27 protein-coding genes and 1 pseudogene are annotated in these 25,318 nt (G+C 57.4%); 12 read left to right on the top strand and 16 right to left on the bottom strand.

The genetic code is table 11. The annotated features are described in order from the left end of the window. Nucleotides 1-2: 2 nt before the first annotated feature. Complete coding sequence (gene bcsR, locus JQR86_RS10900; RefSeq protein WP_010798021.1) at nt 3-224, bottom strand: BcsR/BcsP family cellulose biosynthesis protein; 222 nt, start codon at nt 222-224, stop codon at nt 3-5. A gap of 432 nt (nt 225-656) precedes the next feature. On the opposite strand from bcsR, the gene earP reads away from it, so the two are divergent. The 3 genes from earP to JQR86_RS10885 all read left to right on the top strand — a co-directional run bounded on the left by earP (nt 657) and on the right by JQR86_RS10885 (nt 3,240). Then, nucleotides 657-1,805, top strand: coding sequence for an elongation factor P maturation arginine rhamnosyltransferase EarP (earP, locus tag JQR86_RS10895; protein ID WP_434153565.1), 1,149 nt, complete (start codon nt 657-659; stop codon nt 1,803-1,805). 30 nt (nt 1,806-1,835) lie between these two features. Beyond that, nucleotides 1,836-2,402, top strand: a complete 567-nt coding sequence (gene efp / locus JQR86_RS10890; protein WP_010798023.1) for an elongation factor P — start codon at nt 1,836-1,838, stop codon at nt 2,400-2,402. 91 nt (nt 2,403-2,493) lie between these two features. Continuing rightward, the gene (locus JQR86_RS10885) at nt 2,494-3,240 is read left to right on the top strand and encodes a sulfite exporter TauE/SafE family protein (protein WP_150347574.1); all 747 of its coding nucleotides are present in this window, start codon (nt 2,494-2,496) and stop codon (nt 3,238-3,240) included. Here the strand turns inward: JQR86_RS10885 and JQR86_RS10880 are convergent, their stop codons facing one another. After that, nucleotides 3,241-4,101: a LysR substrate-binding domain-containing protein gene (locus JQR86_RS10880; protein ID WP_434154891.1), complete on the bottom strand. Its 861-nt coding sequence runs from the start codon at nt 4,099-4,101 to the stop codon at nt 3,241-3,243. A gap of 99 nt (nt 4,102-4,200) precedes the next feature. On the opposite strand from JQR86_RS10880, the gene JQR86_RS10875 reads away from it, so the two are divergent. Both JQR86_RS10875 and JQR86_RS10870 read left to right on the top strand, forming a co-directional pair. After that, nucleotides 4,201-4,431, top strand: a complete 231-nt coding sequence (locus tag JQR86_RS10875; protein ID WP_150347573.1) for a DUF1127 domain-containing protein — start codon at nt 4,201-4,203, stop codon at nt 4,429-4,431. 52 nt (nt 4,432-4,483) lie between these two features. Continuing rightward, nucleotides 4,484-5,713 (top strand): winged helix-turn-helix domain-containing protein, encoded by a 1,230-nt coding sequence (locus JQR86_RS10870; protein WP_434153564.1) that lies wholly within the window; start codon nt 4,484-4,486, stop codon nt 5,711-5,713. Here the strand turns inward: JQR86_RS10870 and JQR86_RS10865 are convergent. Continuing rightward, on the bottom strand, nt 5,694-7,040 hold the full coding sequence (locus JQR86_RS10865; RefSeq protein WP_125887972.1) for a class II 3-deoxy-7-phosphoheptulonate synthase: 1,347 nt from the start codon (nt 7,038-7,040) through the stop codon (nt 5,694-5,696). The two genes, JQR86_RS10870 and JQR86_RS10865, sit on opposite strands and share 20 nt — an antisense overlap. 125 nt (nt 7,041-7,165) lie before the next feature. On the opposite strand from JQR86_RS10865, the gene JQR86_RS10860 reads away from it, so the two are divergent. The 3 genes and pseudogenes from JQR86_RS10860 (at nt 7,166) to JQR86_RS10850 (ending at nt 10,609) form a co-directional block, all read left to right on the top strand. Next, the gene (locus JQR86_RS10860; protein ID WP_010798029.1) at nt 7,166-7,915 is read left to right on the top strand and encodes a spermidine synthase; all 750 of its coding nucleotides are present in this window, start codon (nt 7,166-7,168) and stop codon (nt 7,913-7,915) included. 239 nt (nt 7,916-8,154) lie between these two features. Then, nucleotides 8,155-9,862: pseudogene (locus tag JQR86_RS10855) on the top strand (DEAD/DEAH box helicase). A 93-nt stretch (nt 9,863-9,955) separates the two neighbouring features. Next, a complete protein-coding gene (locus tag JQR86_RS10850; RefSeq protein WP_019365068.1) occupies nt 9,956-10,609 on the top strand; it encodes a thiopurine S-methyltransferase in 654 nt (217 codons plus the stop codon). A 32-nt stretch (nt 10,610-10,641) separates the two neighbouring features. Here JQR86_RS10850 and JQR86_RS10845 read toward each other — a convergent pair whose 3' ends face one another. Next, entirely contained in the window at nt 10,642-12,027 is a 1,386-nt protein-coding gene (locus JQR86_RS10845) for an adenylate/guanylate cyclase domain-containing protein (RefSeq protein ID WP_010798032.1), read from the bottom strand. 223 nt (nt 12,028-12,250) lie between these two features. Here JQR86_RS10845 and JQR86_RS10840 point away from each other — a divergent pair, with 223 nt between their 5' ends. After that, entirely contained in the window at nt 12,251-12,811 is a 561-nt protein-coding gene (locus tag JQR86_RS10840; RefSeq protein WP_407363218.1) for an NAD(P)H nitroreductase, read from the top strand. Here the strand turns inward: JQR86_RS10840 and JQR86_RS10835 are convergent. The 4 genes from JQR86_RS10835 to JQR86_RS10820 all read right to left on the bottom strand — a co-directional run bounded on the left by JQR86_RS10835 (nt 12,792) and on the right by JQR86_RS10820 (nt 16,105). Then, the gene (locus tag JQR86_RS10835) at nt 12,792-14,126 is read right to left on the bottom strand and encodes a HAMP domain-containing sensor histidine kinase (protein ID WP_407363370.1); all 1,335 of its coding nucleotides are present in this window, start codon (nt 14,124-14,126) and stop codon (nt 12,792-12,794) included. The genes JQR86_RS10840 and JQR86_RS10835 overlap by 20 nt on opposite strands. Nucleotides 14,127-14,187: 61 nt before the next feature. After that, on the bottom strand, nt 14,188-14,634 hold the full coding sequence (locus JQR86_RS10830; RefSeq protein ID WP_010798035.1) for a hypothetical protein: 447 nt from the start codon (nt 14,632-14,634) through the stop codon (nt 14,188-14,190). Between the two features lie 130 nt (nt 14,635-14,764). Continuing rightward, nucleotides 14,765-15,442 (bottom strand): response regulator transcription factor, encoded by a 678-nt coding sequence (locus tag JQR86_RS10825; protein ID WP_407363219.1) that lies wholly within the window; start codon nt 15,440-15,442, stop codon nt 14,765-14,767. A 78-nt stretch (nt 15,443-15,520) separates the two neighbouring features. After that, entirely contained in the window at nt 15,521-16,105 is a 585-nt protein-coding gene (locus tag JQR86_RS10820) for a septation protein A (RefSeq protein WP_407363220.1), read from the bottom strand. A 62-nt stretch (nt 16,106-16,167) separates the two neighbouring features. On the opposite strand from JQR86_RS10820, the gene JQR86_RS10815 reads away from it, so the two are divergent. From JQR86_RS10815 to JQR86_RS10805, 3 genes are all read left to right on the top strand, one after another. Continuing rightward, nucleotides 16,168-17,040 carry a PHP domain-containing protein gene (locus tag JQR86_RS10815; RefSeq protein ID WP_010798038.1) on the top strand — a complete coding sequence of 291 codons (873 nt, stop codon included), beginning with the start codon at nt 16,168-16,170 and terminating at the stop codon, nt 17,038-17,040. Beyond that, the gene (locus tag JQR86_RS10810; protein WP_434153563.1) at nt 17,037-17,669 is read left to right on the top strand and encodes an L-threonylcarbamoyladenylate synthase; all 633 of its coding nucleotides are present in this window, start codon (nt 17,037-17,039) and stop codon (nt 17,667-17,669) included. The genes JQR86_RS10815 and JQR86_RS10810 overlap by 4 nt, the downstream gene beginning before the upstream one ends. Before the next feature lie 119 nt (nt 17,670-17,788). Beyond that, nucleotides 17,789-18,523, top strand: a complete 735-nt coding sequence (locus JQR86_RS10805) for a segregation and condensation protein A (protein WP_434154889.1) — start codon at nt 17,789-17,791, stop codon at nt 18,521-18,523. Here JQR86_RS10805 and JQR86_RS10800 read toward each other — a convergent pair whose 3' ends face one another. From JQR86_RS10800 to JQR86_RS10765, 8 genes are all read right to left on the bottom strand, one after another. After that, nucleotides 18,524-19,249 carry a cobalt-precorrin-6A reductase gene (locus JQR86_RS10800; RefSeq protein ID WP_122042744.1) on the bottom strand — a complete coding sequence of 242 codons (726 nt, stop codon included), beginning with the start codon at nt 19,247-19,249 and terminating at the stop codon, nt 18,524-18,526. After that, nucleotides 19,246-20,337: a cobalt-precorrin-5B (C(1))-methyltransferase gene (locus tag JQR86_RS10795; RefSeq protein WP_434153562.1), complete on the bottom strand. Its 1,092-nt coding sequence runs from the start codon at nt 20,335-20,337 to the stop codon at nt 19,246-19,248. The genes JQR86_RS10800 and JQR86_RS10795 overlap by 4 nt, the downstream gene beginning before the upstream one ends. Before the next feature lie 79 nt (nt 20,338-20,416). Beyond that, nucleotides 20,417-21,205, bottom strand: coding sequence for a precorrin-4 C(11)-methyltransferase (gene cobM, locus JQR86_RS10790; protein WP_286788677.1), 789 nt, complete (start codon nt 21,203-21,205; stop codon nt 20,417-20,419). Then, complete coding sequence (gene cobJ, locus JQR86_RS10785; protein WP_122042739.1) at nt 21,202-21,966, bottom strand: precorrin-3B C(17)-methyltransferase; 765 nt, start codon at nt 21,964-21,966, stop codon at nt 21,202-21,204. The genes cobM and cobJ overlap by 4 nt, the downstream gene beginning before the upstream one ends. Further along, nucleotides 21,963-22,727 carry a cobalamin biosynthesis protein gene (locus JQR86_RS10780; RefSeq protein ID WP_434153561.1) on the bottom strand — a complete coding sequence of 255 codons (765 nt, stop codon included), beginning with the start codon at nt 22,725-22,727 and terminating at the stop codon, nt 21,963-21,965. Before JQR86_RS10780 ends, cobJ begins: the two co-directional genes overlap by 4 nt. Beyond that, nucleotides 22,721-23,419: a precorrin-2 C(20)-methyltransferase gene (gene cobI, locus JQR86_RS10775; protein WP_010798046.1), complete on the bottom strand. Its 699-nt coding sequence runs from the start codon at nt 23,417-23,419 to the stop codon at nt 22,721-22,723. Before cobI ends, JQR86_RS10780 begins: the two co-directional genes overlap by 7 nt. Beyond that, complete coding sequence (gene cbiE, locus JQR86_RS10770) at nt 23,416-24,678, bottom strand: precorrin-6y C5,15-methyltransferase (decarboxylating) subunit CbiE (RefSeq protein WP_434153560.1); 1,263 nt, start codon at nt 24,676-24,678, stop codon at nt 23,416-23,418. Before cbiE ends, cobI begins: the two co-directional genes overlap by 4 nt. Continuing rightward, on the bottom strand, nt 24,675-25,316 hold the full coding sequence (locus tag JQR86_RS10765) for a precorrin-8X methylmutase (RefSeq protein ID WP_150347560.1): 642 nt from the start codon (nt 25,314-25,316) through the stop codon (nt 24,675-24,677). Before JQR86_RS10765 ends, cbiE begins: the two co-directional genes overlap by 4 nt. Between the last annotated feature and the right edge of the window lie 2 nt (nt 25,317-25,318).

Genomic DNA, 25,318 nt, shown 5'->3' with positions numbered 1-25,318 from the left:
TTTTATGAGGCATTCTTCAGTTTGGCTTGCTCTTGAGTCGGTAGTACGACCTGAAGCGTCTCCAGGAGAAGAGGCCATTCGGCCAACGCTTTATTCAGATTCTGTACAGTCTGAATCTCAGCGTAGCGGAAATTTTGCAAATCGTAATGACGAATTAGCGTGGAAACGTCTTCACGACCACTGTTGCCTGTGGCAACGATCTCAGTAACGGGCAGGGTAGCCATTCTGGTATTGCTCCTGTTTGCAAAGCATCTGGGCTTTGCCGCGTTTATTTCTAGTGCACCCAGCGGCGTAAGGTGCAATGGATAAGGCACTTGGAAATAAAAGCGTCATCAAGGGCCGCCATAATAGAGTTGCCCCACTACCGCCTGCGATCCGTGTCTTGAGTACAGTCTGTCCGGTCGCAGCCATGCCTTGAATTTGATTTCCTTAATCCACTCGATTCATTTTGTGAACCAGTGCAAATTATCGGCGGCTATTCCCACTGCTTAAGGCCTATCTGGCGTCTTCTGACCGAACGATTTTTTCTCAGGACGAATGGCGTTTTGATGGCATCTGTCTGTTTCCCTTATTTCTAGTTGACCTGAGCGCTGTGTCTGGCTAAATGCCGTCCGGTTGTGACGCTGAGTGCGTCATCCGCTGAGCAGTGAGGGTGAATGAACGCTTCGTGGGATATCTTTTGCAGTGTCGTCGATAATTATGGCGACATTGGTGTGACATGGCGCCTTGCGCGTCAGCTGGTAGCCGAGCATGGTCAGCAGGTACGCTTGTGGGTGGATGACTGGTCGTCCTTTGCACGTATTCATCCAGCCGCAGGCACCAGTGATGATCCTGTCCAGCGTCATCTGGGCGTCGAAGTACATCATTGGACAGCCGTCTGGCTCGATGATGTCATTCCGGCAGATGTCGTTGTCGAAGCGTTTGGCTGTCCATTGCCGGCTCCCTATATCGACGCAATGGCTCGACGTGCCTCCCATCCCCTCTGGATCAACCTTGAATACCTGAGCGCCGAAGCCTGGGTGGAGAGCTGCCATCGCCTTCCATCGCCGCAGCAGGGGATGCAGAAATACTTTTTCTTTCCCGGCTTCACTGAGGGAACGGGAGGGCTGCTCAGAGAACAGGATCTGCTCGACAAGCGTTTGCACTTTCAGGCGTCTACTGACGCACGAGCACGGTTTCTGGCTGCCCTGGGCGTTACCCAGACGCCTGGCGAGCGCATCCTTTCATTGTTCAGCTATGAGATTCCAGCACTATCGGAGTGGTTGGATGAACTGGCCCAGGGCGCTGAGCCCACCTTGCTGCTCATTCCTGAAGGCCGTGTATTAAGCAACGTGGCCCATTGGCTGGAGGCTGAAGCGTTAAAGGCAGGCGAGAAATATCACCGAGGCGCATTGCGGCTCTGCATTGTTCCGTTCCGCCAGCAGGATGACTATGACCTGCTCTTATGGTGCTGCGACTTCAATGCTGCACGGGGCGAGGAGTCATTCATTCGAGCGCAGTGGGCTGGTCGACCCTTCATCTGGCATATCTATCCGCAGGAAGAGCGTGCCCATATGCTCAAGCTGGATGCGTTCCTGGACCGGTATCTCGTCGGAGCAAGCCCGGCTGCGCAGGTAGCTACGCGTACGCTATGGCACGCATGGAACGGAGAAGGATCTCTTGGGCAGGCGTGGCGTGAATGGTCAAAACATGAAGCCGAAATGACCGCTCATGCGGAAAACTGGTGTGCCCGACAGAGTGAACTCAATGACTTGGCGTCAACGCTAGTACAATTCCATACAGAGCGGCTATTATACGGCGCTTGATTTTCTATCTTCTTCCAAACGGATAACCGCATGAAAACCGCACAAGAGTTCCGTGCCGGCCAAGTGGCCATGATCGACAACGCTCCCTGGGTCATCCAGAAGGCTGAGTACAACAAGTCCGGCCGTAACGCTGCAGTGGTCAAGATGAAGCTGAAGAGCCTGCTTTCCGGCAGCAGTACCGAAACGGTATTCCGTGCTGACGACAAGCTGGAACCAGTCATTCTGGATCGCAAGGAAGTAACCTACTCCTACTTCGCCGATCCGCTGTACGTGTTCATGGACAATGAATACAACCAGTACGAGATCGAAAAAGACGACCTGGGCGATGCGGTTAACTACATCGAAGACGGCATGACTGACGTCTGCGAAGCTGTTTTCTACAATGATCGTGTAATCTCCATCGAGATGCCGACCACTATCGTTCGTCAGATCGCTTACACCGAGCCGGCTGTTCGTGGTGATACGTCTGGCAAGGTGATGAAGACTGCTCGTCTGAACACCGGTTTCGAACTGAAAGTTTCCGAGTTCTGCGATATCGGCGACCATATCGAAATCGATACTCGTACCAACGAGTACAAGTCACGCGCCAAGGTTTGATCGGCGAGTGTCACAAGAGCCCGGCTGATGCCGGGCTTTTTTGTGGGCCGTGTTTCGTTGGCCCAAAGCACAGTGATGGACAGGATGATGTATGGATGTAACGGCGATTGTGCTTGATATCCTGCTGGGTAGTGTTCTGGGCGTAGTGGGTGGTCTTTTTGGAATTGGGGGTGGTCTGATTGCGATCCCTGTGCTGGGGCTGCTCTTCGGGCTCGATCAGCAGTTGGCACAAGGCACAGCGTTGGTCATGGTCGTTCCTAATGTGCTGGTGTCAATCATCAAGTACAACCAACGCAATCGCATCGATTGGCGCCGTGCAGGTATTCTCTCGGGAGCGGGTATCCTGTCAGCCATTGCAGGGGCGATGCTGGCGGTAGGGCTGGATGCAAACCTGATGAGAAAAGGCTTTGTAGTCTTCCTGCTGTTTCTTGTGGCCTACAATCTCTGGCAGCTGCGCATGAAGAGCCATACGGTGACCAATCCACCTGGAGTCGCCTGGTTGGCAGTGCTGGGCGTGTTTGCCGGTCTGGTAGGAGGTCTCTTCGGCGTAGGCGGCGCGGTGATTGCGACCCCCATGTTGACGAGTGTCTTCGGCCTGTCCCAGGTCGTAGCGCAGGGGCTCTCGCTAACCATGGCGCTCCCGGCCACCAGCATTACGCTGGCAACCTATGCGATTCACCATGAGGTCGACTGGCTTATTGGCATACCACTGGCAATCGGTGGTTTCTTCAGCGTCGGGTGGGGTGTAAGAATGGCCCACGCCTTGCCGGAGCGTCTGCTGCGTGGGCTGTTTTGTGGTTTTCTTCTGGTATGCGCCATATTGCTTGCGCTCAAATGATCAGCCAAGACGGAAGCCTTCGACAATGAAGTTTGCGAAGGCCTCCGTAACCTGGGACTCAGTGTTCGAATTACGAACCAGCATGATCCGGGCGGAGGGCAGGCGGGGCAGACCGGCCTCTTCCTCGTTGATGATTTCCAGTTCTGGCGTAGCCAGGCTGTGCAATTGCGCGGTTACGGCAAGGCCGGTGCCGGTCATGGCCAGGATGGCCGACAGGCTGTGGCTGCTATAGGCAACCCGGTAATCGATGCCCGCTGTCTCCAGGGCATTGCACATCCATAGACGGCAAAAACAGCCATGATTGAAGACCGCTACAGGCAACGGGCTTCGCTCAAGAGCGGAGCTGCCAATGGCCTGCATCCAGCGAACGGGTTCTTCTCTAAGGAACTGACCGATTTCGTGGCCGGGCTCGCAGGTCACGATGCTCAGATCAAGGTCATGCCGCTGCAACAGCTGCGCTGATGTCTCGCACTGAACTTCGACTTGCACAAGCGGATAGGTCTGAGCAAAGCGTGACAAAATGCCGGGCAGAAAGCGCATAACGTAATCATCGGGAGTCCCGATGCGAACGGTACCTACCATATGGGGCTCGCGTAGCGTATTCAGCACCTCACTGTGCAACGCCATGATACGGCGAGCGTATCCCAGCAGCACCTGACCCTCAGCCGTGAGGCGAACCTGGCGTCCCTCTCGATCGAATAGCTGACGTTGAACGATATCCTCCTCGAGACGTTTCATCTGCATGCTAACGGCAGATTGGGTTCGGTTGACGACCTCGGCCGCACGCGTGAAGCCACCGCTGTCGACAATGGCGATAAAGGTGCGCAAGAGCTCACTGTCAATGCTGGGGAAAAAGCTCAAAGCATTAATCTCCTGAATGTAAGGCATCAGAACTATTCGTTGGATTGATCTTAGACGCGGGCCAAGAATGATGCCACTACATGAAGAGGAGGTATCAGCATGAACGCTCATGAGGTTATCCAGGCTTCCGATAGTGCGCGCCGCAAAATATCGGCTCTCTTGTTCTGGCAGAAAACACATGGAGTCATCAGGGCTTGGCGTGAGCAGGCCAGGCAACGCCAGACCTTGGCGATGTTAAGTGATGACGCCTTGAAGGATCTGGGCTTGAGCCGGGCGGATGCAGAGCGGGAGGGTTCCAAATGGTTCTGGGAGGGACCGTTTTCGCGTTGATGTCTGGCAGAGGGTTGACTAGGGTGTCCGTACCTGGTCCTTGGAATTCATCATGTCTGTCCCTTTGTCCCTGTCGTTGAAAGAGGCTCGCCGACTCGCCCTGACGGCCCAAGGATTTTACGGCTTCAAGCCCAGGGGCGAGGTACGGCATCGGCATATCGAAGCGTTAATGAAGCGCTTGTGCATCCTGCAGATCGACTCGGTCAATGCGCTCGTGCGGTCACATTACCTCCCATTATTTTCCCGGCTCGGGTTCTATCCCCGAAAGCTTCTGGATGAGATGGCATGGTCATTAGAGAAACCGCACCAGCTGTTCGAGTGCTGGGGGCATGAAGCCTCCCTGATGCCGATGGAGGATTATCCGCTGATGCGCTGGCGCATGGAGCGGGCCGCTCAGGGGCAAGGCATCTATCGGGAGCTGGCACGGGTTGGGCGTGAGCAGCGCGCCGTGATTGAAGCGGTGCTACAGGCGGTACGGGAGCGGGGCGCGCTTGGCGCAGGAAGCCTGACGACCCGAGTCGGCAAGGCGGGACCCTGGTGGGACTGGAGCGTCGAAAAAAAGGCACTCGAATGGTTATTTGCGGCTGGAGAAGTAACGGTGGCAGGCCGGCGTGGCTTTGAACGTCTATACGATCTGCCTGAAAGGGTGATTCCGAAGGCCATACGAGAAAAGCCGCTATTGAGTGAAGCGGAGGCCCAGCGCGAGTTGATCCGCCGAAGCGCAGCAGCCATGGGGGTGGCGACCGAAAAGGACCTACGAGATTATTACCGGCTCGATCCTGCTGATGCCAAGGTGCGTATCGCAGAATTGGTAGAATCCGGCGAGCTGCTGATGCTGACTGTAGAGGGCTGGAAAAAGCCGGCCTTTAGCCTTGGCGAGCCGCAGCAATCCCTGCGCGCGCGACACGTGAGCGCGCTGTTATCACCTTTTGATTCGCTCATTTGGGAGCGCGCCCGTACGGAGCGATTGTTCAATTTCAAGTATCGGCTGGAGCTCTATATGCCTGCTCATAAGCGAGTGTATGGCTACTATGTCTTGCCTTTTCTCTTCAATGAGCGCCTGGTTGCACGGGTAGATCTACGGGCTGAGCGCGCCCATGACCGGTTGGCGGTGCATGCCCTGCATGGTGAGGAGGGACACTTGAGCGAGGAGGCTGGTCGTTCGCTGGCAGCCAATCTCCGCCAGTTGGCCAACTGGCTTGGCCTGGCGGAGATCAGTCTGCATGGCAGTGCAGCGGTGCTCAAGGCACCACTGGCTGAGGTCAGCGGCGGACCTGCTTGAGGGTTTCCGCAATCATGAAGGCCAGTTCCAGAGACTGGTCGGCATTCAGACGTGGGTCACAATGGGTATGGTAACGGTCGCACAGGCCGGCCTCGGTAATAGGTCGCGCACCCCCGATGCACTCAGTCACGTTCTGGCCGGTCATCTCGATGTGAATGCCGCCCGCATAACTGCCTTCAGCTTGATGCACTTGGAAGAACTCGCGAACTTCCGATAGAACGCTGGCAAAGTCACGCGTCTTGTAGCCACTGGAAGCCTTGATCGTGTTGCCATGCATCGGGTCTGAACTCCAGAGCACCAGGCGGCCCTCTTTTTGTACAGCCTGAATCAGGCGGGGCAGGTGATCACCCACCTTGTTGGCGCCCATCCGTACAATCAGATTCAGACGGCCGGGATCATTGTCCGGGTTCAGCGTATCGATGAGGCGTATCAGGTCTTCCGTTGATGTCGTCGGTCCAACCTTTACGCCGATCGGGTTATTGACACCCCGCAGGAACTCCACATGCGCGCCGTCGGGCTGGCGGGTACGGTCGCCAATCCAGAGCATGTGCGCAGAGCAGTCATACCAGTCACCCGTCAGGCTGTCACGACGGACAAACGCCTCTTCATAATTGAGCAGCAGGGCTTCGTGAGCGGTAAAGAAGCTGGTTTCCTTAAGCTGCGGTGCGCTTTCCAGTCCGCAGGCACGCATGAAGGCGAGAGTTTCGTCAATGCGGTCCGCCAGTTGATGGTAGCGCTCGGCCAAAGCCGAGTTCGCAATGAAGTCCAGGTTCCATTTATGTACCTGATGCAAGTCGGCAAAACCCCCCTGGGCGAAGGCACGCAGCAGGTTCAGGGTTGCCGTCGCTTGGTGATAGGCCTGCAGCAGACGCTGAGGATCCGGTACGCGGTTGGCTTCATCAAAGGTGATGCCGTTGACGATGTCGCCGCGATAGGCTGGCAGCGTGACGCCATCCTGGGTTTCTTCACCCGAAGAGCGAGGCTTGGCGAACTGGCCGGCCATGCGACCCACCTTGACCACAGGGCACCCGGCGGCAAAGGTCATCACCACGGCCATCTGTAGCAGCACCTTGAACGTATCGCGGATCTTGCCGGCAGAGAATTCCGCAAAGCTCTCCGCGCAATCACCGCCCTGAAGCAGAAACGCCCGGCCATGGGTAACTTCGGCAAACTGGCGACGCAATTCACGGGCTTCACCTGCAAATACAAGCGGTGGAAAGCCGGCCAGGGTGCGCTCGACGTCGTTTAGACGCTTGGCATCGGGGTAGACGGGTTGTTGCTGGATGGGCAGTGCTCTCCAGCTGTCAGGGCTCCAAGGTTGAGTCATGATGGCTACTTGCTTTACGGATTATCCAATCGGGCAGGCATGTTAACCGATTAACAGCCTTTGGCGCTGATAGACGTGCTATATCAGTCTGCCTAAGATGGTGTGCTCTGTATAAAGGAGTCGACATGGATACTCAGGAGCGGTTACTGGCGGAAGTACACGACGAACATGGTCGTATTCGAGTCGTGGAAGCAGGGGAATACCGCTTTCTCGAGTTTGGAGACGAAATCGAGCAGAGTTGCGTATCGACTGCCAATCCCGGCTGGCTGGAATATGAGTATGGCCGGGCCATGCTGATGGGCGCGCTTTGCCATCCTGAACCACGGCGGGCGGTATTCATGGGCTTGGGTGCCGGAACACTGACGCGTGCCTGCCTTGACCATCTGCCATTGCAAGATGTCGAGGCAATCGAGCTGCGCGAAGCGGTACCGCCGCTGGCTCGACAGTATTTCGGTCTTGGTGATGATCCGCGCCTGCATATCCGCATTGGCGATGCGATGGATCTGCTGGACAGCTGCGAGCCAGCCGATCTGATTTTCGTCGATCTCTATACGGATGTAGGCCCCTCAGCCGCTCACTTGGCATGGGGGTTTCTGACAGGCTGCCAGAGCCGTCTTAATCCTGGTGGCTGGCTCATCATTAATCAGTGGAGCAGTACCGACGACAAGCCCCTGGGATCTGCATTCCTGCGTGGCATGTTCAGGCACCACTATTGGGAGTGTCCGGTGCCTGAGGGCAATGTCATCATTCTGGTACCGGCCAGCTTCGAGCAAACCCTGGACCGGAGCGGACTGTCGGTACGTGTCGGTGCCATGGAGGAGAAGACTGGTTACTCACTGGGCCATCTGGTCGATCTGATTCGTCCGGCGAGCTAAATACTTAGCCTTGAAAGCATTTTTGAGAAAGGCTGGGCTAATCCTGAGTTTTCCGGTATGATACGCCTCGGTCTTTTCAGACCTTTCCGTTCAGGAACTGCATTTTCCCGGTTCGCACCGGCCATAGCCTTGCAGTGCGAACTATTCCAGATGTAACACCACGTAATTTACTCATTCGCAAATCCTCACCTCGTCTGCCTGGGTGACTTCGGTCTATCGGAAATTAGCAGCACTAGGTCTTGGGTCTTTGCGATGTACAGAGGCAAGACAATGACCCAGGAAATCGGCGGTTTCGCCGCTCTCGATCTTAATCCTAACGTACTGGCGGCAATCAAGTCCGTTGGCTACGAAGAACCTTCTCCTATTCAGGCCCAGTCGATTCCAGTCATTCTGGCTGGCCACGACATGATCGGCCAGGCTCAAACGGGTACTGGCAAGACAGCCGCTTTTGCGCTTCCGTTGCTGTCTCGTATCGACCCTGCTCGCCGTGAGCCACAGGTCCTGATATTGGTGCCAACCCGTGAGCTGGCCCTGCAAGTGGCAACAGCCTGCGAAACCTACTCAACAGAAATGCCGGGCGTTAAGGTCGTTGCCTTATACGGTGGCGCGCCCATGGGCCCACAACTGCGCACGCTGCGTTTGGGCGCTCAGGTTCTGGTTGCTACGCCAGGCCGCCTGTGTGATCACCTTCGTCGGGATGACAAGATACTGTCCACTGTTGGACGTCTTGTACTCGACGAGGCGGATGAAATGCTCAAGCTGGGCTTTATGGACGACCTCGAATTCATTTTCGAAGCGATGCCTGAGTCGCGTCAGACCGTGCTGTTCTCCGCTACGCTGCCGCCGTCGATCCGTGCGATCGCCGAGCGTCATCTGAAAGAGCCCAAGCACATCCGCATTGCAGCCAAGACCCAGACAGTTGCCCGTATCGAACAGGCTCACCTGATGGTTCACGCTGATCAGAAGCCAGCCTCCGTGCTGCGTCTGCTGGAAGTGGAAAACTTCGATGCCCTGATTGCTTTCGTGCGTACCAAGCAAGCCACGCTGGACATGGCTGAAATGCTCGAGCGTCAAGGCTATCGCGTCAGTGCCTTGAACGGCGACATGCCCCAGGCTCAGCGAGAAAAAGTGATCGAGTCGCTCAAGGACGGATCGCTGGACATCGTGGTTGCAACAGACGTTGCTGCGCGGGGTCTGGACGTGTCTCGTATCACGCACGTACTGAACATCGACATGCCCTATGACCCAGAGTCCTACGTACACCGTATCGGTCGTACAGGTCGTGCCGGTCGTGAAGGTCGTGCGCTGCTGCTAGTAACGCCGCGTGAGCGTCGCATGCTGCAGGTCATCGAGCGTGTAACAGGTCAGAAGGTTGGCGAGATTCGCCTGCCCGATGCCGAAGCGGTACTGGAAGCCCGCATTTCCCGCCTGGCGGACAGTCTGGGTGCGCTACTCGCGGACGCAGAAGAAAACCGCGGTGCGCTGCGTGACGAGCTGTGCGAGCGTCTGCAGTGTGATCCGACAACATTGGCCGCTGCGGTATTGGCCAAGCTGACTGCTGGCCGTGCGCTGGATATCGACACGGTTCGCCGTGAGCAGCCGCTGACACCGGCGCCTCGCTCCGATCGTGGCGAGCGTCAGAGCAGTGGTGGTCGCAGTGAGCGTGGCGAGCCACGTGATCGTCGTCCAATGGCGCCACTGCCGGAGGGTCGCGTACGTTGCCGTACAGCCCTTGGTGCACGTGATGGCATCGCTGCCAAAAACCTGCTGGGTGCTATCCTTAATGAGGGTGGCGTTCAACGCGAGGCGATTGGTCGTATTCAGATCCGTGAATCCTTCAGCCTGATCGAGTTGCCGGAAGAGGGACTCGAAGGGCTGCTGAGTCGTCTGAAAGATACGCGTGTAGGTGGCAAGCCGCTGCGTCTGCGTCGTTATCGCGAAGACTAAGCAGTGTGATCTGCAAAAAGCCCTGGCCTTGTGCCGGGGCTTTTGTTTTCGGGTGTTGGATGCCTACTGTCTAGTTATCAGCAAGGAGGTCATGTGGAAGCAGCATTCTGGATATCCAAGTGGGAGCGCAACGAGATCGGTTTTCACGTGCCTGAAGTCAGTGCTTATCTCACACGAAACTGGGCGTCACTGGAGCTAGCTGCCGGGTCGCGCGTACTGGTTCCGCTTTGTGGAAAAACACTGGATATGGTCTGGCTGGCAGAGCAGGGCTATCAGGTCGTGGGCATTGAGCTCTCCCAGGTGGCGGTCGAGTCATTCTTTGCCGAGCAGGGGCTGAGTCCTATGCAGGAAAAGCGCGGTGATCTGGTGCTCTACAAGGCGGGACCTTATGAAATTGTGCAAGGTGATTTCTTCAAGGTAGGCGCAGAGCAAGTGGCGGCATGCGCTGGCTTCTATGACCGGGCAGCCTTGATTGCCTTGCCGGAAAATATGAGACCTTCTTACGTTAAGCAAATGGGCAGGCTTATGCCAGCCAAGGCGAAAGGACTCCTCGTAACTCTTGAATATGACCAGGACCAGCGCGCGGGCCCACCGTTTTCAGTGTCGGAGCACGAACTCCATGCCTTGTATGGCTCTGCTTGGGGGCTGACCTGTCTGGAGCGCAATGATGTACTGGCGGAAAACGCCAAATTCGCCCGGCAGGGGGTGATCCGGCTTGATGAGGTGGTGTACCGAATCAGTCGGTAGGAAAGGAGGGGCAGCAATGCGCTGCCCCTGAGTCAGAGAATGACTTTATCTCGCAGCTTTTCAGCAGCCTGCTGCAAGGCCTGGATGACTTTTTCCTTGTCATAATTCTGGATGCTATTGGTATCCAGGTACATGGAAAAGCCTGGGGCTTCATGCTCCATGTAACTGGGTGAAGCGCCCAGATCACGGCGGAAGTCCACAACCTGATAGATCTGAACTGGACGGCTGAAGCCCTTTACGCTGATCTGGCTTTTATCCCGGCACATGATGACGTCCTTGATCAACGAGTAGGTTTCATGGCTGATCAGAATTTCCCCGGCATCGGCCGCACTTTCAAGTCGGCTGGCAAGGTTTACTTCACGGCCGATGATCGTGTAGTCCATCCGTGTGCTGGCACCGAAGTTACCGACCGTGCAGTAACCCGTATTGAGGCCCATTCGGATTTCCAGAGGCTTGGTAATGCCCTGGCTACGCCACTGCTGCCTGAGAACTTTCATATGCTTGCGCATGGCGATGGCCATGGATACCGCTGCAACCGCGTCCTTCTTCGCACCTTGGGTATTGGGATCACCAAAGAACACCATGACGCAGTCCCCTACGAATTTGTCGATCGTACCACCGTACTTGATGGCAATTTTCGACATCTCGTTGAGGTAGTTGTTGAGCATGTCCGTCAGCGCTTCGGCTTCAAGCTCTTCGGACAGCTCCGTAAACCCTTTGATGTCGGAAAAGAACACGGTGAGCTTTTTACGCTGGGTCTCCAGGATGACGTTCTTTTTACCGGTAAAGATCGACTCCCATACTTGAGAAGGCAGGTATTTAGAAAGATTGTGGGCCAGGTTCGCAGCTTTTTCATGTTCAAGCTTGAGCTCTTCCTGCGCCTGACGCAGGCGAAGTCGCTGTTCATACATGAAGTACGCTGTCATGCAGAGGTGCAGACTGGTGCCTACGATACTGACAAAGGTAACCAGAAGCGGTGTGTGCGGTTCGATGTGCTCCAGCGCGACCGCACTGGTCGCCAGTAGAGCGCTGAAGGCTGTCAGCAATGCAATAGCAGCATAGCGGCCCCCTCCCATCAACAGGGAGGTAAACGTCAATAGCAGCAGGACCATGAAGCTGGGTACCAGCGAAAAGCCCAGCAGCAGAATGCTGATACCCGCATGCACCGAATCGATGAACAGCAGGATCAGGTCGGTTTCCTGGTTGCGGTTGCGGCGGAAGCGTATGCTGACCTGTTGAGCCACATGGGGATACAGCAGCGTGTAAGGCACCAGCCACAAAATGTTGTATGCGAAGTGGTGGGCATAGGCGCCTGCGGCAATGGTGGCTGCCAGGGCAAGATAGGCCAATGCGCGAGAGTAGTATTCGCCTAGGTACTCGGATGGGCTGTTGGCGTGTCGATGGGTCAGAAACTTCATAGAATCGAACCATCTGGAAGAAAAAGTGATGCCATAGTAACCCTCAAAAGTCTTGCAAAGAGCTGTGCCAGAATAGCGTCGCTGGCGAGCGCGATCTTATCTGAGGTCGTTATTCTCGTCCAAAGTCTTTACTTGTTACCGATGAGCAGAAGTTTGGCATGGAGTAATGGCACAATTCAGCCGGTCTGTACAACAACGATCGTTTCGATGAAAAGAGGTGTTCATGGATGCACTCGATGTGCTGCTCAACCGCGTTTCCGTTGCTCGCTTGACCGAGCCTGCCCCTACGGCAGAGCAGTTGGAAACCCTCTTTGCTGCCGCGTTAAGGGCGCCCGATCATAAGCAGTTGCGCCCCTGGCGCTTCCTGATGATTCAGGGGGAAGGGCGCCAGGCGCTGGGCGAGTTGTTTTCAAGGGCGGTTCTGGCTCAACGCCCAGAGAGCCCGCCCGAAGCCTTGGCCAAGGCGCGCAACATGCCTATGCGTGCGCCTTTGCTGGTGGTGGCTGTGGCCTGCATTCAAGAGCACCCCAAAGTACCTGCGCAGGAGCAGATCCTGGCAGCAGGGTGTGCGGCTCATGCTCTGGAACTGGCGGCTTATGCCATGGGGTTAGGCGCTATATGGCGCTCCGGTGATCTTACGCATGATCCTGTCGTACGCGAAGGGCTGGGCATTGGTGCTCACGAGGAAATCGTCGGTTTCATTTACCTGGGGACGCCGGACGTTACTCCGCGCAAGCCGGTAGCGTTGGAAACGAAGCAATTCGTCAAGACTTGGCCGGTGTAATCAGGCTTGCGGGAAGCTCCAGTGTGGCGACGAACCCACCCTCGGGATGGTTGGCGAACACGAGCTTTCCCCCATGTCGCTCGACCGCGCGCCGAGCGATGGCCAGGCCCAGGCCGTAACCCTGACTCGTCTGGTTGGCCGCACGATAGAAGGGTTCGCCCAACCGTGGTAGGTCTTCATTCGCCACCCCTGTTCCGTGATCACGCACTGCGATAGTCAGTGTTCCCCCGGTCTGGTGGGCTGTAATTTCCAGAGGCGTTTCAGGTGGATTGAAGCGCAGTGCATTACGGATCAGGTTATCGATGGCGCGTTCGAGCAGGTCAGGCCATCCGTGCAGCATCAGGGTAGCGGGTACATTTACCTCGATCCGCTGCTCGGGTGCGGTCAGCTGAGCGTCATCGCACAGGTGTTCGATGAGTGCATTCAGAGGGATGTCTGCCCTGTCGCCAGATTCGCCGTCCAGGCGGGCCAGCGCCAGGATCTCACCGATCAGCGTTTCCAGACGATTGCATTCCTGTTCCAGCCTGGGCCACATGGCGGCGCGATCTTCAAGGGGCGCGCGCTCGGCCAGCGCAAGGGCAATGCGAAGTCGGGCAAGAGGCGAGCGTAACTCGTGAGAGACGTCTCGAAGCAGTTGACGCTGGCTGACTATGAGACTTTGCAGGCGGTCGCCCATTCGGTTGAAGTCCAGCGCCAGTAAACCAAACTCGTCTCTTCGCCGAGAGAGCTTGGCAAGGCTGTCCTGCTGATAGGCCGTACGTCCCAGATCATGCACAGCGCTGCGCAGGCGGTTCAAGGGTCGGGTAATCGCCAGCGTTAACAGCAGACTGAACAGCGTCAGAACTACAAAGGCAATGACCAATACACTGATAGGGAAGAGCACTGAATCGCGCCGCCAGGCGTTCAGCTCGGGCAGTGGGATATGGTAAATGAACAGGTAACTGCGCCCGCTTTCGCTGCTGGTATATTCCGTAGTAATCCGGCGCCAGGGCGGCGGTCTTCTGGGACCGCGTTTTTCCATTTCCATGACATGCGGAGGGAGGGTGCCGGGCACCAGTGGCGCCCCGTTCTCGCCCAGTACCTGTATATCGACGCCAAAGCGGCGCTTGCGGTGTTCGAGCAATCGTTGGGCCGCGTCTTCGCCTTCATGCTCGTAGCGCTCGACCCACTTGGCGGGCAGCTGTTGAAGGCCGGGATGGCGGGAAAGGATCCAGGAATCCTGATCGAGAATATGCCCCAGGAGCATGGTCAGGCCGACTGCCGACAGGATTGCCAGCCAGAAGGTACCGAATATTCGCCAGAACAATGTTCTCAATACCATGTGGAACCCTGGTTTGGATGGAAAACTGCCCAGCTGGGCTGGGCAGTTTTAGGCATCAATTGGATTTGTGTTCTTTCTTCCACTGCTGGAACTCAGCCCATTCCGCTTTGCGCTGTTCCTGCTTCTTGGCCAGCTCGTCGAACTTTTTGCGCTGATCAGGCGTGAGCTGATCGCGAATGGTCTTCTGCGTCTTTTCGCGGTTGGCCTTGAGCTCATCCTTCATGGCCTGACGCTCTTTTTCTGGCAACTTGTCCAGGTACTTGTGAATGATGTCCTGGCGATCGTGCATCTCCTGACCCATCAGCTTACCGATAGTACGGTGCTGCTCAGGCGTCAGATCAAGTTCCCGGAACGGGCCGCCCATCATGTCGCGATGTCCCTTGGGACCGTCCATATGCATGCCGGGCGGGGGCGGCGGCATGTCATCGGCTGGCGCAGGCGCTGCAAAAGATAAAGTAGGCAGCAGGGAAGCGAACAGCAGGGCGGGAATCATCTTGCGCATAAGGTTCTCCTTTTTGAGAGCCGGTATCGACCGGATGAGTCCACTTTAGCGGAGGCAAGGTCAGGCGCCGTCAATCAAGGTAAAGCTTGGGTAAATACGCAGTCAGTAAACTGTGTCAGTACCGTGCCGGCTATTCACTGTAGTAATAGCCGCGGCCTCTAATGGCCATGATGCGGGGTCTGCCATCCGCATGGGCACCCAGTTTCTTGCGCAGATTGCTGACATGCATGTCGAGGCTGCGATCGTAAAGCGTAAGCTTACGTCCCAGGGCAATTTGGGCCAGAGCCTGTTTATCCAGAGGGTCACTGGGTTGGCGAAGCAGGGCTTCCAGAATGCGGCTCTCGGTAAGTGTCAGGTTGACCTCGTGCTCGCCGATGTTGGCGACGCCTCGGGCAACGCTCAACGACAGATCGCCCAGCTGTAAACGGGCTGCGGGCTGCGCCGGGTGGCTGCGGCGTAGAACGGCGCGCAGGCGCGCAGTCAGCTCTCGCGGGTCGCAGGGTTTGGCCAGATAGTCATCCGCGCCCAGCTCCAGGCCCAGGATGCGATCCAGGGGTTCGCCACGGCCGGACAGCATCACGACAGGTAGCTCGGGGTAGTCGCTGCGTAGCTGCTTGAGCAGCTCCAGACCACTTCCATCAGGCAGCATGACATCCAGTACTACTGCAGAAGGAGTGTGGGCAGCCAGTTCCTGGCGTGCAGTCAAGCCATCGTGGCTGGCGCGCACTTCGAATCCTTCCTGCTGCAACCAGGCACTTAGCAGATCGCAAAGCTCACGATCGTCATCGATCAGAAGAATTTGGCTCATTACGTTAGGCTCGTCGGGAACCGGAAGCAGGCTACCGACGTATGACAGGCCGGCAGCTGTATGAAGACTTCAGCGGTTCTAGGATTTCTTGGAGTCGCTGTCATGCAAATGCCTGGACAGGTAAATGCCCTGACCAATCATGAAGAGCAGCGTCATGCCCAGGCTGCCAAACACCTTGAAGTCCACCCAGATGCTCTCGAACGTAAAGGCGACGAACAAATTGGCAAAGCCGCAGACCAAGAAGAAGATGATCCAGGCAATGTTGAGGCGTACCCAGATCGCATGGGGCAGGGTCATGGCATGGCCCAGCATCCGTTCGATCAGCGGTTTGTCACCAATGAAATGACTGCCGATGAAGGCCAGGGCAAACAGCCAGTTGACCACAGGCGCTTTCCATTTCAGGAAGGTTTCGCTGTGGAACGCCAGGGTCATGCCACCAAACACCAGACAGGCCACCAGCGTCAGCCATTGGCCTTTCTCCAGATGTCGCTGCTGGATGAAAAGGATGCCATAGACGATGACTGACGCAATGATCAGAACCGCTGTTGCACTAAAGATGCCGCCCAGTGAGAAGGCATGACCTGCGAACTCGACGGTTCGAGGTTCAAGCTTGAAGACGATGAAGAACAGAAGCAGGGGGATGAAATCGATAAGTTGTTTCATTTAAGCAGCCGGAGCCAAGACATCCGGGCATAATAACAGACGAATCAAGACGAGGAACCAGGATGCGTGTCGATCTGCACTGCCACAGTACGGCTTCCGATGGGACATTGGCCCCGGCCGAGGTGGTTGCACGCGCCTATGAGCGGGGCGTTCGGTTACTGGCCCTGACCGATCATGACACCCTGGAAGGATTTGCCGAGGCGCGACAGACGGCCGATAAGCTGGGATTGACGTTACTGACAGGCGTTGAGCTCTCCTGTACCTGGGGCGGCGCAACCATCCATGTATTGGGCTACGGCTTTGACAGCGACTCTCCAGACCTGAAGCAGGCACTGGAGGCCCTTTACACGGGGCGTTGGGCGCGGGCCGAAGAAATTGATCGACGTTTGGCTGCCAAGGGCATGCCGGGGGCGCTTGAAGGCGCTCAGGCTATTCAGCAGGCGCTGGGTGATAGCCGTAATGCGCCTTCCCGCCCTCATTTCGCTGAGTTTCTAGTGCAGGCAGGCTATGTGAAGGACAGGGGCGAAGCATTCCGCAAATGGCTGGGCGGAGGCAAGATCGGTGATGTCAAGCAGCACTGGCCGACCCTGGAGGAAACAGTCACAACCCTGCGTGCGGCCAAGGCGTGGATCAGTCTGGCTCATCCATTGGCTTATGACTTTACACGGACTAAACGGCGCAAGCTGATCGGTGACTTCATCATGGCCGGCGGGCATGCCCTGGAAGTGGTCAATGGGGTCCAGCCAGCCGAACAGGTTGGCATGTTGGCAATTCTGGCGCGTGAGTTCGGTCTGATGGTTAGTGCCGGAAGTGATTTCCATACACCGAGTGACTGGTCTGACCTGGGCATGTACCGCCCGGTCCCTGAAGACCTACCTCCGCTGTGGGCACGGTTCGGTCATGCCATCTACCCAGCCAGTCAGGAGCCAACGTGAGCCAGTACATCGAGATACATCCGGAAAATCCCCAGCCGAGGCTGATCCGTCAAGCCGTGGATATCATTCAAAGCGGCGGCGTGATCGCTTATCCCACCGACTCGTCTTATGCATTGGGCTGTCGGATCGGTGAGAAAAATGCCGTAGAACGCATCCGGCGAATTCGCCAGCTGGACGATAAGCACAACTTCACTCTGGTATGCCGCGATCTTTCCGAGCTTGGTTTGTATGCCAAGGTCGACACGAGCACCTTTCGACTGATCAAGGCGCATACGCCAGGACCTTATACCTTTATTCTCAACGCCACCCGTGAGGTGCCACGCATTCTGCTGCATCCCAAGCGACGTACCATTGGTGTGCGGGTGCCCGAACATCCCATCACTCAGGCGCTTCTGGAAGAGCTGGGGGAGCCGCTGATGAGTGTCAGCCTTATCATGCCCGGCGAGAAAGAGTCGCTATCCGACCCTTATGAGATGAGAGACCAGCTGGACCATCTCGTTGACCTGATCATTGATGGTGGAATGGGGGGACTTGAGCCCTCTACGGTGATCAGCCTGACCGACAGCGAGCCGGAAGTTCTACGTGTTGGTGCTGGTGATCCAGAGCCGTTTGAGCGTGAGCGTGCATGAGCGAGCCAGGCAGTCCTGACGTGAACGAGCCTTCGGCACGCATAGAGGCGGCAGTACCGCTGGTTTACGGGCAGGCTTTTACCGAGCTGCCACAGGACTTGTATATCCCGCCAGATGCGCTGGAGGTCTTCCTCGAAGCCTTTGAGGGACCGCTTGACCTGCTGCTTTACCTGATCCGCAAACAGAATATCGATATTCTTGATATTCCAGTGGCCGAGATCACGCGGCAGTACATGGGTTATGTCGAACTCATGAAATCGGTTCGTCTGGAGCTTGCTGCAGAGTATCTGGTCATGGCAGCCATGCTGGCGGAGATCAAGTCGCGCATGTTGCTGCCTCGCTCTTCGGAGGTAGAAGAGGAAGAGGATGACCCTCGAGCTGAATTGATTCGCCGGTTGCAGGAGTACGAGCGCTTCAAAAAAGCTGCTGAGGATATAGATACTTTGCCTCGGGTAGGGCGTGACATTACCGTACCCACTTTACCGGCACCTGACGCCAAGGCGCGCAAGCTCCTGCCGGATGTCGGTCTAAACGAGCTGATGCTGGCCATGAGTGAGGTTATGCAGCGGGCGGATCTCTTCGAGAGCCATCAGGTATCACGGGAAGTCTTATCGACTCGTGAGCGCATGAGCGATGTGCTCGAACGCCTCAAGGGGGGGCAGTTCGTACCCTTTATTGCCTTGTTTACTGTCGAAGAAGGCCGTTTAGGTGTGGTGGTGACATTCATGGCTATCTTGGAGTTGGTAAAGGAATCGCTGATCGAGTTGGTACAGAACGAGCCTTTTGCAGCGATTCATGTACGGGCCCGAGGCGAAGACGCGCCTGTTGCCGATGCAGATATTGCTCAGTCCTGACTACCGGCCTAGGCCTAGCGCCGTCATCAGGGAATCGATTGCAGTAAATGTCTGGTCCGCCTGTGGCAATGGGGGGCGAGCACGCATCAGGACAGGAATTTTCAAGTCGCGCGCAGCGATCAGTTTAGCCTCGGTGGCGCTGCTGCCGCTGTTCTTGCATACAATCACCTCGATCTCTTGATCTTTCAACAAGGTGTATTCGTCTTCTATCTGGAATGGCCCTCGTGCGTTCAGGAGCGTAACGTTGGAACGAGTCTGCTCCGAAGTGACCAGGCAGCGAACCCACCAGCGCTGGTGACGGGGTATCTCATCGATATGGGTTAGAGGCTCTCGTCCGAGCGCCATCAGGACGCGGGCAAAGGGATAAAGCTGGGCCGTCAGCTCGGGCCAGTGATGCCATTCCCGCCAGTCATCACCCGCGTAAGGATGCCAGGCCGGACGATGCAGCACCCAATATGGGGTACCTGTTTGTCTAGCGGCTTTCTGAGCATGTCGGCTGATCTGTTCAGCGTACGGATGGGTTAGATCGAGCAGCAAATCAATTCGTTGTTCATGAATGAAACGAACCAGCCCATCGATACCGCCAAAGCCACCCACGTGGCAGCGGCAGGGTAAGTCATCGGGTATCTGACCCAGGCCAGCCAGGCTATAGATGGCATCAGCGGGAAGCTGATAGGCAAGGCGCAGACCTTCGCGAGTGCCGCCCAGCAGCAGAATTTTCTTCAAGACGCGCTTCCCATCAGATTGCCGGCGCGGTCGATGGCAAAAACGTCCAGTGCCGTGGCAGCGGGCAGTTTACTGAGCGCCACATTACGAGCGAGTCGGCAGATATGGTCAGCCAGGAGGAAACCGGCCTCATGGGAAAGCTTGAGCGCCTGTTGACTGGTAGTGCAGGAAGCAATAGCCGCTTGCAAGGTGGCGCCTGCGCCGAGAGCTGCCGCCTGCTCAGCCAGCCAGGGCAGGTCTATGCTGGAGCTACGGCTGTGGAGATCCATGTGTCCGGCTGCCAATTTGCTGATCTTGCCAAAACCGCCGCAGAGAGACAGTCGTGGCACCGACACGCGCTTGGTGTGTTTTAAGACTGCGCCGACAAAATCTCCCATCTCGATCAAGGCAATTTCAGGCAGGCCGAAGTGGGTCCGCATGGCCGCCTCGCTGGCATTGCCGGTACACGCAGCCAGGTGAGACTCCCCATTGGCGTGGGCAACATCAATAGCCTGCTGAATTGAGGCGATATAGGCTGCGCAGGAAAAGGGACGAACGATGCCGCTGGTACCCAGAATCGACAGCCCTCCCAGGATGCCCAGGCGGGCATTCATGGTCTTTTGCGCCAATACCTCACCGCTTTCAACGCCGATAGTCACTTGGAACCCGCCAGGGTAGCCAGCCTCAAGGGCGAGCCGCTCCAGATGGTGGCGCATCATCTGCCGGGGTACCGGGTTGATCGCGGGTTCACCAACCTCCAGTACCAGACCTGGTCGGGTTACTGTGCCAACACCAGGACCTGCTAGAAAGGTAATACCGGGTTCGGCTGTCAGCTCGACCTGAGCGAAAACCCGTGCGCCATGGGTAACGTCCGGGTCATCTCCAGCATCCTTGATGATCGAGGCGGTGGCACCTGTAGCACTACGCTCGCAATGCTCGATGCGAAGCAGAAGGGTTTTCCCGCCCTTGGGCAGGTCGATGGTCAAGGCATCACAGGTTTCGCCACGCAAGAGCAGGCGTGCCGCTGCCAGGCTTGTGGCCGTGGCGCAGCTGCCTGTTGTAAAGCCGCTGCGCAGCGGACCTTTACGCTCGGGAGATTCCTCGCGCATGGGCGTTGAGTCGTCCTTCAGCCCACCACTGACATGAGTGCGTCAGGTTTGGAATGGACGAACGGGCAGGTGAACGGTCTCATGCAGGCGGCTCCTCGCTGGCTTTCTTGCGACGCTTGTATGCCGGACGATATACATGAGCCTTGTCCTCCCGGTAAAGAAAGGATTCGGAAAAATCATCTGGTGCCAGCACGCGCCCGACAAGAATCAGCGCCGTGCGGTGGAAGCCTTTGGCCCGAACTTTAGCCAGGATGTCTTCCAGCGTACCCATTACCCAGTCCTGATCCGGCCAGGTAGCTCGGTGCACCACAGCCACCGGGCAATCGGCGCCATAGTGCGGGATCAGGTCCTCGACAATCTTGTGCAGTCGGTTGATTCCCAGGTGTATGGCAAGGGTTGCGCCATGCCTAGCAAGGTCCGGCAGTTGCTCACCCTCGGGCATAGTTGTCTTGCCTGCATAGCGCGTGAGAATAATGGTTTGAGAGATATCCGGGAGCGTCAGTTCTGTACCGAGCAAGGCAGCGCAAGCAGACGTGGCTGTGACGCCCGGTATCACTTCGAACGGAATGTCCAGCTCACGTAAACGGCGAATCTGTTCGCCAATTGCGCCATAGAGTGACGGGTCGCCTGAATGCACGCGTGCTACATCCTGGCCCTTGGCGTGGGCAGCTTCGATCAGCGTCATGATTTCCGCCAGATGAAGCTCGGCAGTATTGATGACCTGTTCGGCTGTGTTGCCTTGGAGAACAGCCTCAGGGACCAGGGAGCCTGCATAGAGAATGACCGGGCAGCTGTGAATCAGTCGCTGGCCTTTGATGGTGATCAGCTCGGGGTCGCCAGGACCGGCGCCGATGAAATAAACCGTCATGCATCGGCTCCCAGTTTTTTAGCATAGCCGCGGGGCGTGTATACCCATTGGCCAACTCGGCGGGTTTCGCTGTTGCCCACCAGCACAATGGTCAGCATATCGACCTGAGCTGGGTCCAGTTCGCCTAGTGTAGTGACAGTGATCTGCTCTGTTGCCCGGGTGACGTTGCGACCGATAATGACAGGCGTGTCTGCTGGGCGTTTTTCCAGTAACAGCTCACGGGCACGTGCCAACTGCCAGGTACGCTTTTGGGAGACCGGGTTGTAGAAGGCCACCACAAAATCTCCCAGGCCTGCCGCACGGATGCGTGTCTCGATGGTTTCCCAAGGAGTGAGCAAGTCTGAAAGCGAGATAGTGCAGAAATCGTGGGCAAGTGGGGCGCCCACACGGCTGGCGCAGGCTTGCAGGGCTGAAATGCCGGGCACTACGGCAATCTCCACCTCGTGCCAGGCGGGCAGCGCCTCGTGCTCCAATAGCTCGAACACCAGAGTCGCCATGGCATAGATGCCTGCATCTCCACTGGAAATCAGCGCCACGCTTCGGCCTTCGGCGGCCAGCTCCAGGGAGCGGCGGGCACGGCCGATTTCATCACCCAGCGGGCTATCGTGACGTGCCTTGCCGGCCACGATCTCGCCGAGCAGGTCGACGTAGAGCGGGTAGGCAACCAGGTCTGTAGCGCCTTCCAGCGCGCGGCTGGCAGCGGGGCTCAAGTGCTCCAGCCCGCCTGGGCCGGTACCGATGATAACTAAACGTCCAGTCATGAAGGATCCTGATAGGCGCGTGCAAGAGCAAAGGTCGCACGGGCGTTCTTGTGTTTGGGAATGATCAGCTCGGCCGGACCGCCCGTTACCTGCTCGGCCATTGCAAGGGCCGCTGCCTCTGCCACGCCATAGCAGCCCGTTTCGCGAAAAACGATAGCGGAGCGTTGAGTGAGCTGGTTTTCGTACCGGTTGAGCGTGTCGGCCTCGAAAAACCGAATAGGTACATTTAATGTTTCAGCCAATGCCAGCATGCCGACTTCGTCGTGTTTCAATGCGATGCTGGCGAAGCCATTGATGTCGGCTACGGTCAGCGAATGGGCAGCCAGGGTTTCTGTCATCAGTGTATGCAGTACTGATTCCGGGCAGCCTCGCTCGCATCCCAGGCCAGCAATGTAGAGAGGACGGGTGTAGCGCCGGGCACTGGTGATAACGCATTGAGCCTGCAGCTGCTCCGCCCATTCCTGCGCCCAGGCGTTGGCGCCGCCTTCATGGCCGGACAGCAGGGGAATGATGAACCGACCGGCTTCATCCAACACCAGCACCGGCGGGTCGCGGTACTTGTCTTGCAACACTGGCGCCAGGGTGCGTACGGCGATACCGCTGGCGCAGATCAATGCCAGCCGATGTCCGGCCTGGAAGCGTTGCTGTACGATTTCGATAAAAGGCTGAGGACGATGCAGCCACTCGGCACTTCGATCCAGTAACTGCAAGCGTTGAGCGAGCGCAGCACCGGCATCCGTCAGACTGACGATGGTCAGCATGGCTGTGCCCCGATTAGGAACAAGGCAAAGTAGGGGCCTTGTTCTCCATCAGGCATCGCTTCATGGCATCGAATGATCCGCTGTGTGTCACGGCTGGCGTATTCGACATAAACGCTATCAGCGTCACGTCCGGTACGTCGCAGCAAGCGCAGGATTTCACCATACTGGCGGCCGGGTTTCATGATCACGAGCGGTCCGGGCTCATGCAGGGCGCTGGCCAGCCGCTCCGGGCCGGCAGTAGCGGGCAGGATGCGCAGGCTTTGTTCGAGTCGCGTCAGCGGGTGACGCGCTGCAGCGGCGGCGGCCATGATCGAACTGATGCCCGGCACAATCTGGCAGGGAAACCGCTCGCCCAGCCGATCATGTAGATAGATGAAGCTGCCGAACAGTAGAGGATCGCCTTCGCATAGAACCGCCACATCCTGTCCATGCTCAAGCCGGTGGGCAATATCGGCAGCAGCTTGATCATAGACAGAGAGCGCCGCATCGCGCTGACGCTCGAACGGCATGTAGATAGGCAGCTCCAGCTGATCGATCAGATGTTCCTGGGCGATGACCCGCGCCTGGGAGGCACCTTGCTGATTGGCAATATAGGCTACTACCGGACACTGCCGGATCAGGCGGGCAGCCTTGAAGGTAAGCAGTTCGGGGTCGCCGGGGCCGACACCGATGCCATAAAGTGTACCAGTCATGGTTTGATTCGCTTGAAAAGAAGTACAGGCAGGTGCGGGCGCATGAGGCGTTGACCGGCGAGACGGTCGCCTCTGGAAACGGCCAACTGGATCCATTCGTCGTCCTGGGCAGGCTCAATTTGTGAAAAGCCATGCAAAGCCATACGCGCATCCTCGGTGACGACACTGGCAATCAGGCGTCCTCCTGACGGGAGTCGAGCCCAGCATGCTTCAAGAATCGCAGCCAGATCACGGCCGCCACCGCCTACAAATACGACGGTCGGCGATGGCAGTTTAGCGATATGCTCAGGCGCACGGCCTTCATGAATATGCAGATTCTTGACGACGCCGAAGCGGTCACGGTTCGTAGCAAGATGGGTGAGTCGCTCGGCGTGATACTCCAGGGCATGAACCTGCCCATAGGGGTTCCATCGGGCCCATTCCACCGCTACGCCACCACACCCTGCACCAATATCCCAGCCGATATCACCTGCACGGGGCTCAAGCAGCGAAAGAACACACAGCCGTACCTCGCGCTTGGTCAGCAGACCTCTGCCTGCTTCGTCACCGTCTGTGCTGAACGCGGCGTCGGTGATGCCCGGGAATTCAGGCAGTACGCCACCTGCACCTTGAGTCCTGAAGATCACGACGTTCAAGGGAGAAAAGACTTCAGTCGACTCACTGAGAAGGCTGGCCGTATGAGCGGACACACGTTCCTCATGGGTGCCCAGGTTTTCTGCTACCCAAACGGTGGAATCACCAAAGCCTCCGGCAACCAGCTCGTCTGCGATCGCGGCAGGATGGCTGTGGGCATCGGTGAGCGTTGCAAACCAGCGGTTGACCTTCAGGGCGGCGCGCAGACTGGAAAGGGGACGACCATGCAGGCTGACCACTTCAGCCTCTTGCCAGGGTTGGCCGATCCGGGCAAAGGCGGCCTGGATACTGGACACTGCCGGATAAAAGCGAAGCTTTTCAGCGGTGAGGTGCTTGCGCAGATGTCCGCCAAGGCCATAAAAAAGCGGGTCGCCAGAGGCAAGCAGGACGATGCGCTGGCCGGAGTGCTCTGCCAGAAGCGACCAGAGCGCTGAAAACGGGCTTGGAAAATAGGCTCGGCGAGGAACATCGAGGCCTTGCTGCTCGAGCGCTTCGAAATGACGCGGTGCACCAATGACCAGCTCAGCCGAGTCCAGTGCCTGCCGCGCTTCGGCCGAAAGGGCTTCGCCTGAGAGCCCAAGGCCGATGACTTCCAGCGTAGGGCCATTCCAGGTTCGTTCGCTCACCAGCGTATCCCTTGCTGCACACGTGCCAGTGCATTGAGCGTAGCGGCGGCCAACGCGCTGCCGCCCCGTCGGCCACTGAGTGCTATCCACTCGATGCCGAGTGCTTGCCCATGAGCCATGAGCGCATCCTTGGATTCTGCTGCACCAATGAATCCAACCGGCATCCCGATGACAAGGGCGGGCCTGGGGCCACCCGATTCCAAGTGCTCAAGCAGTCTGAACAGGGCTGTCGGGGCGTTGCCAATGACTACAATGCTGCCGGGCAGATAGGGCTCCCACAGCGACAGCGCCACCATGCTGCGCGTTTCACCCGTTGCTTTTGCCAGTGCCGGGACGCGCTCGTCATTCAGAAAGCATAAGGGACGTTCACCGAACAGGCGTCGGGTCAGGCCGTGCCTGACCATTTCGACATCACAGAGGATAGAGGCCTGCGCCTCCACGGCGGCAAGACCGGCTTCCATGGCATGTGGGCTGAAGTGCAGCGCTTCCACAATCTCCGGTTCGCCACAGGTGTGTACCAGGCGCATGGCAATCTGCGCCTGGTCAGGGTCAAAGCGGCTGAGGTCGGTCAATGTCCTGATCTGTTCAAAGGACTGACGCTCGATGGCCTCCGGGTCGCGCTGATAATCGAAGGGCATGC

Origin of the sequence: Pseudomonas sp. JZ134 (assembly GCF_051027695.1) — a bacterium.
Taxonomy (GTDB): domain Bacteria; phylum Pseudomonadota; class Gammaproteobacteria; order Pseudomonadales; family Pseudomonadaceae; genus Chryseomonas; species Chryseomonas luteola.
The sequence above is the reverse complement of the archived record's forward strand: the minus strand, read 5'-3'. Positions and strand labels throughout refer to the sequence as shown.

Bases quoted from the DNA above. Each gene is read 5' to 3' on its own strand.
- bcsR (WP_010798021.1), bottom strand. From the start codon at position 224: ATGGCTACCCTGCCCGTTACTGAGATCGTTGCCACAGGCAACAGTGGT.
- earP (WP_434153565.1), top strand. From the start codon at position 657: ATGAACGCTTCGTGGGATATCTTTTGCAGTGTCGTCGATAATTATGGC.
- efp (WP_010798023.1), top strand. From the start codon at position 1,836: ATGAAAACCGCACAAGAGTTCCGTGCCGGCCAAGTGGCCATGATCGAC.
- JQR86_RS10885 (WP_150347574.1), top strand. From the start codon at position 2,494: ATGGATGTAACGGCGATTGTGCTTGATATCCTGCTGGGTAGTGTTCTG.
- JQR86_RS10875 (WP_150347573.1), top strand. From the start codon at position 4,201: ATGAACGCTCATGAGGTTATCCAGGCTTCCGATAGTGCGCGCCGCAAA.
- JQR86_RS10870 (WP_434153564.1), top strand. From the start codon at position 4,484: ATGTCTGTCCCTTTGTCCCTGTCGTTGAAAGAGGCTCGCCGACTCGCC.
- JQR86_RS10865 (WP_125887972.1), bottom strand. From the start codon at position 7,040: ATGACTCAACCTTGGAGCCCTGACAGCTGGAGAGCACTGCCCATCCAG.
- JQR86_RS10860 (WP_010798029.1), top strand. From the start codon at position 7,166: ATGGATACTCAGGAGCGGTTACTGGCGGAAGTACACGACGAACATGGT.
- JQR86_RS10845 (WP_010798032.1), bottom strand. From the start codon at position 12,027: ATGAAGTTTCTGACCCATCGACACGCCAACAGCCCATCCGAGTACCTA.
- JQR86_RS10840 (WP_407363218.1), top strand. From the start codon at position 12,251: ATGGATGCACTCGATGTGCTGCTCAACCGCGTTTCCGTTGCTCGCTTG.
- JQR86_RS10830 (WP_010798035.1), bottom strand. From the start codon at position 14,634: ATGCGCAAGATGATTCCCGCCCTGCTGTTCGCTTCCCTGCTGCCTACT.
- JQR86_RS10825 (WP_407363219.1), bottom strand. From the start codon at position 15,442: ATGAGCCAAATTCTTCTGATCGATGACGATCGTGAGCTTTGCGATCTG.
- JQR86_RS10820 (WP_407363220.1), bottom strand. From the start codon at position 16,105: ATGAAACAACTTATCGATTTCATCCCCCTGCTTCTGTTCTTCATCGTC.
- JQR86_RS10815 (WP_010798038.1), top strand. From the start codon at position 16,168: ATGCGTGTCGATCTGCACTGCCACAGTACGGCTTCCGATGGGACATTG.
- JQR86_RS10795 (WP_434153562.1), bottom strand. From the start codon at position 20,337: ATGCGCGAGGAATCTCCCGAGCGTAAAGGTCCGCTGCGCAGCGGCTTT.
- cobM (WP_286788677.1), bottom strand. From the start codon at position 21,205: ATGACGGTTTATTTCATCGGCGCCGGTCCTGGCGACCCCGAGCTGATC.
- cobJ (WP_122042739.1), bottom strand. From the start codon at position 21,966: ATGACTGGACGTTTAGTTATCATCGGTACCGGCCCAGGCGGGCTGGAG.
- JQR86_RS10780 (WP_434153561.1), bottom strand. From the start codon at position 22,727: ATGCTGACCATCGTCAGTCTGACGGATGCCGGTGCTGCGCTCGCTCAA.
- cobI (WP_010798046.1), bottom strand. From the start codon at position 23,419: ATGACTGGTACACTTTATGGCATCGGTGTCGGCCCCGGCGACCCCGAA.
- JQR86_RS10765 (WP_150347560.1), bottom strand. From the start codon at position 25,316: ATGCCCTTCGATTATCAGCGCGACCCGGAGGCCATCGAGCGTCAGTCC.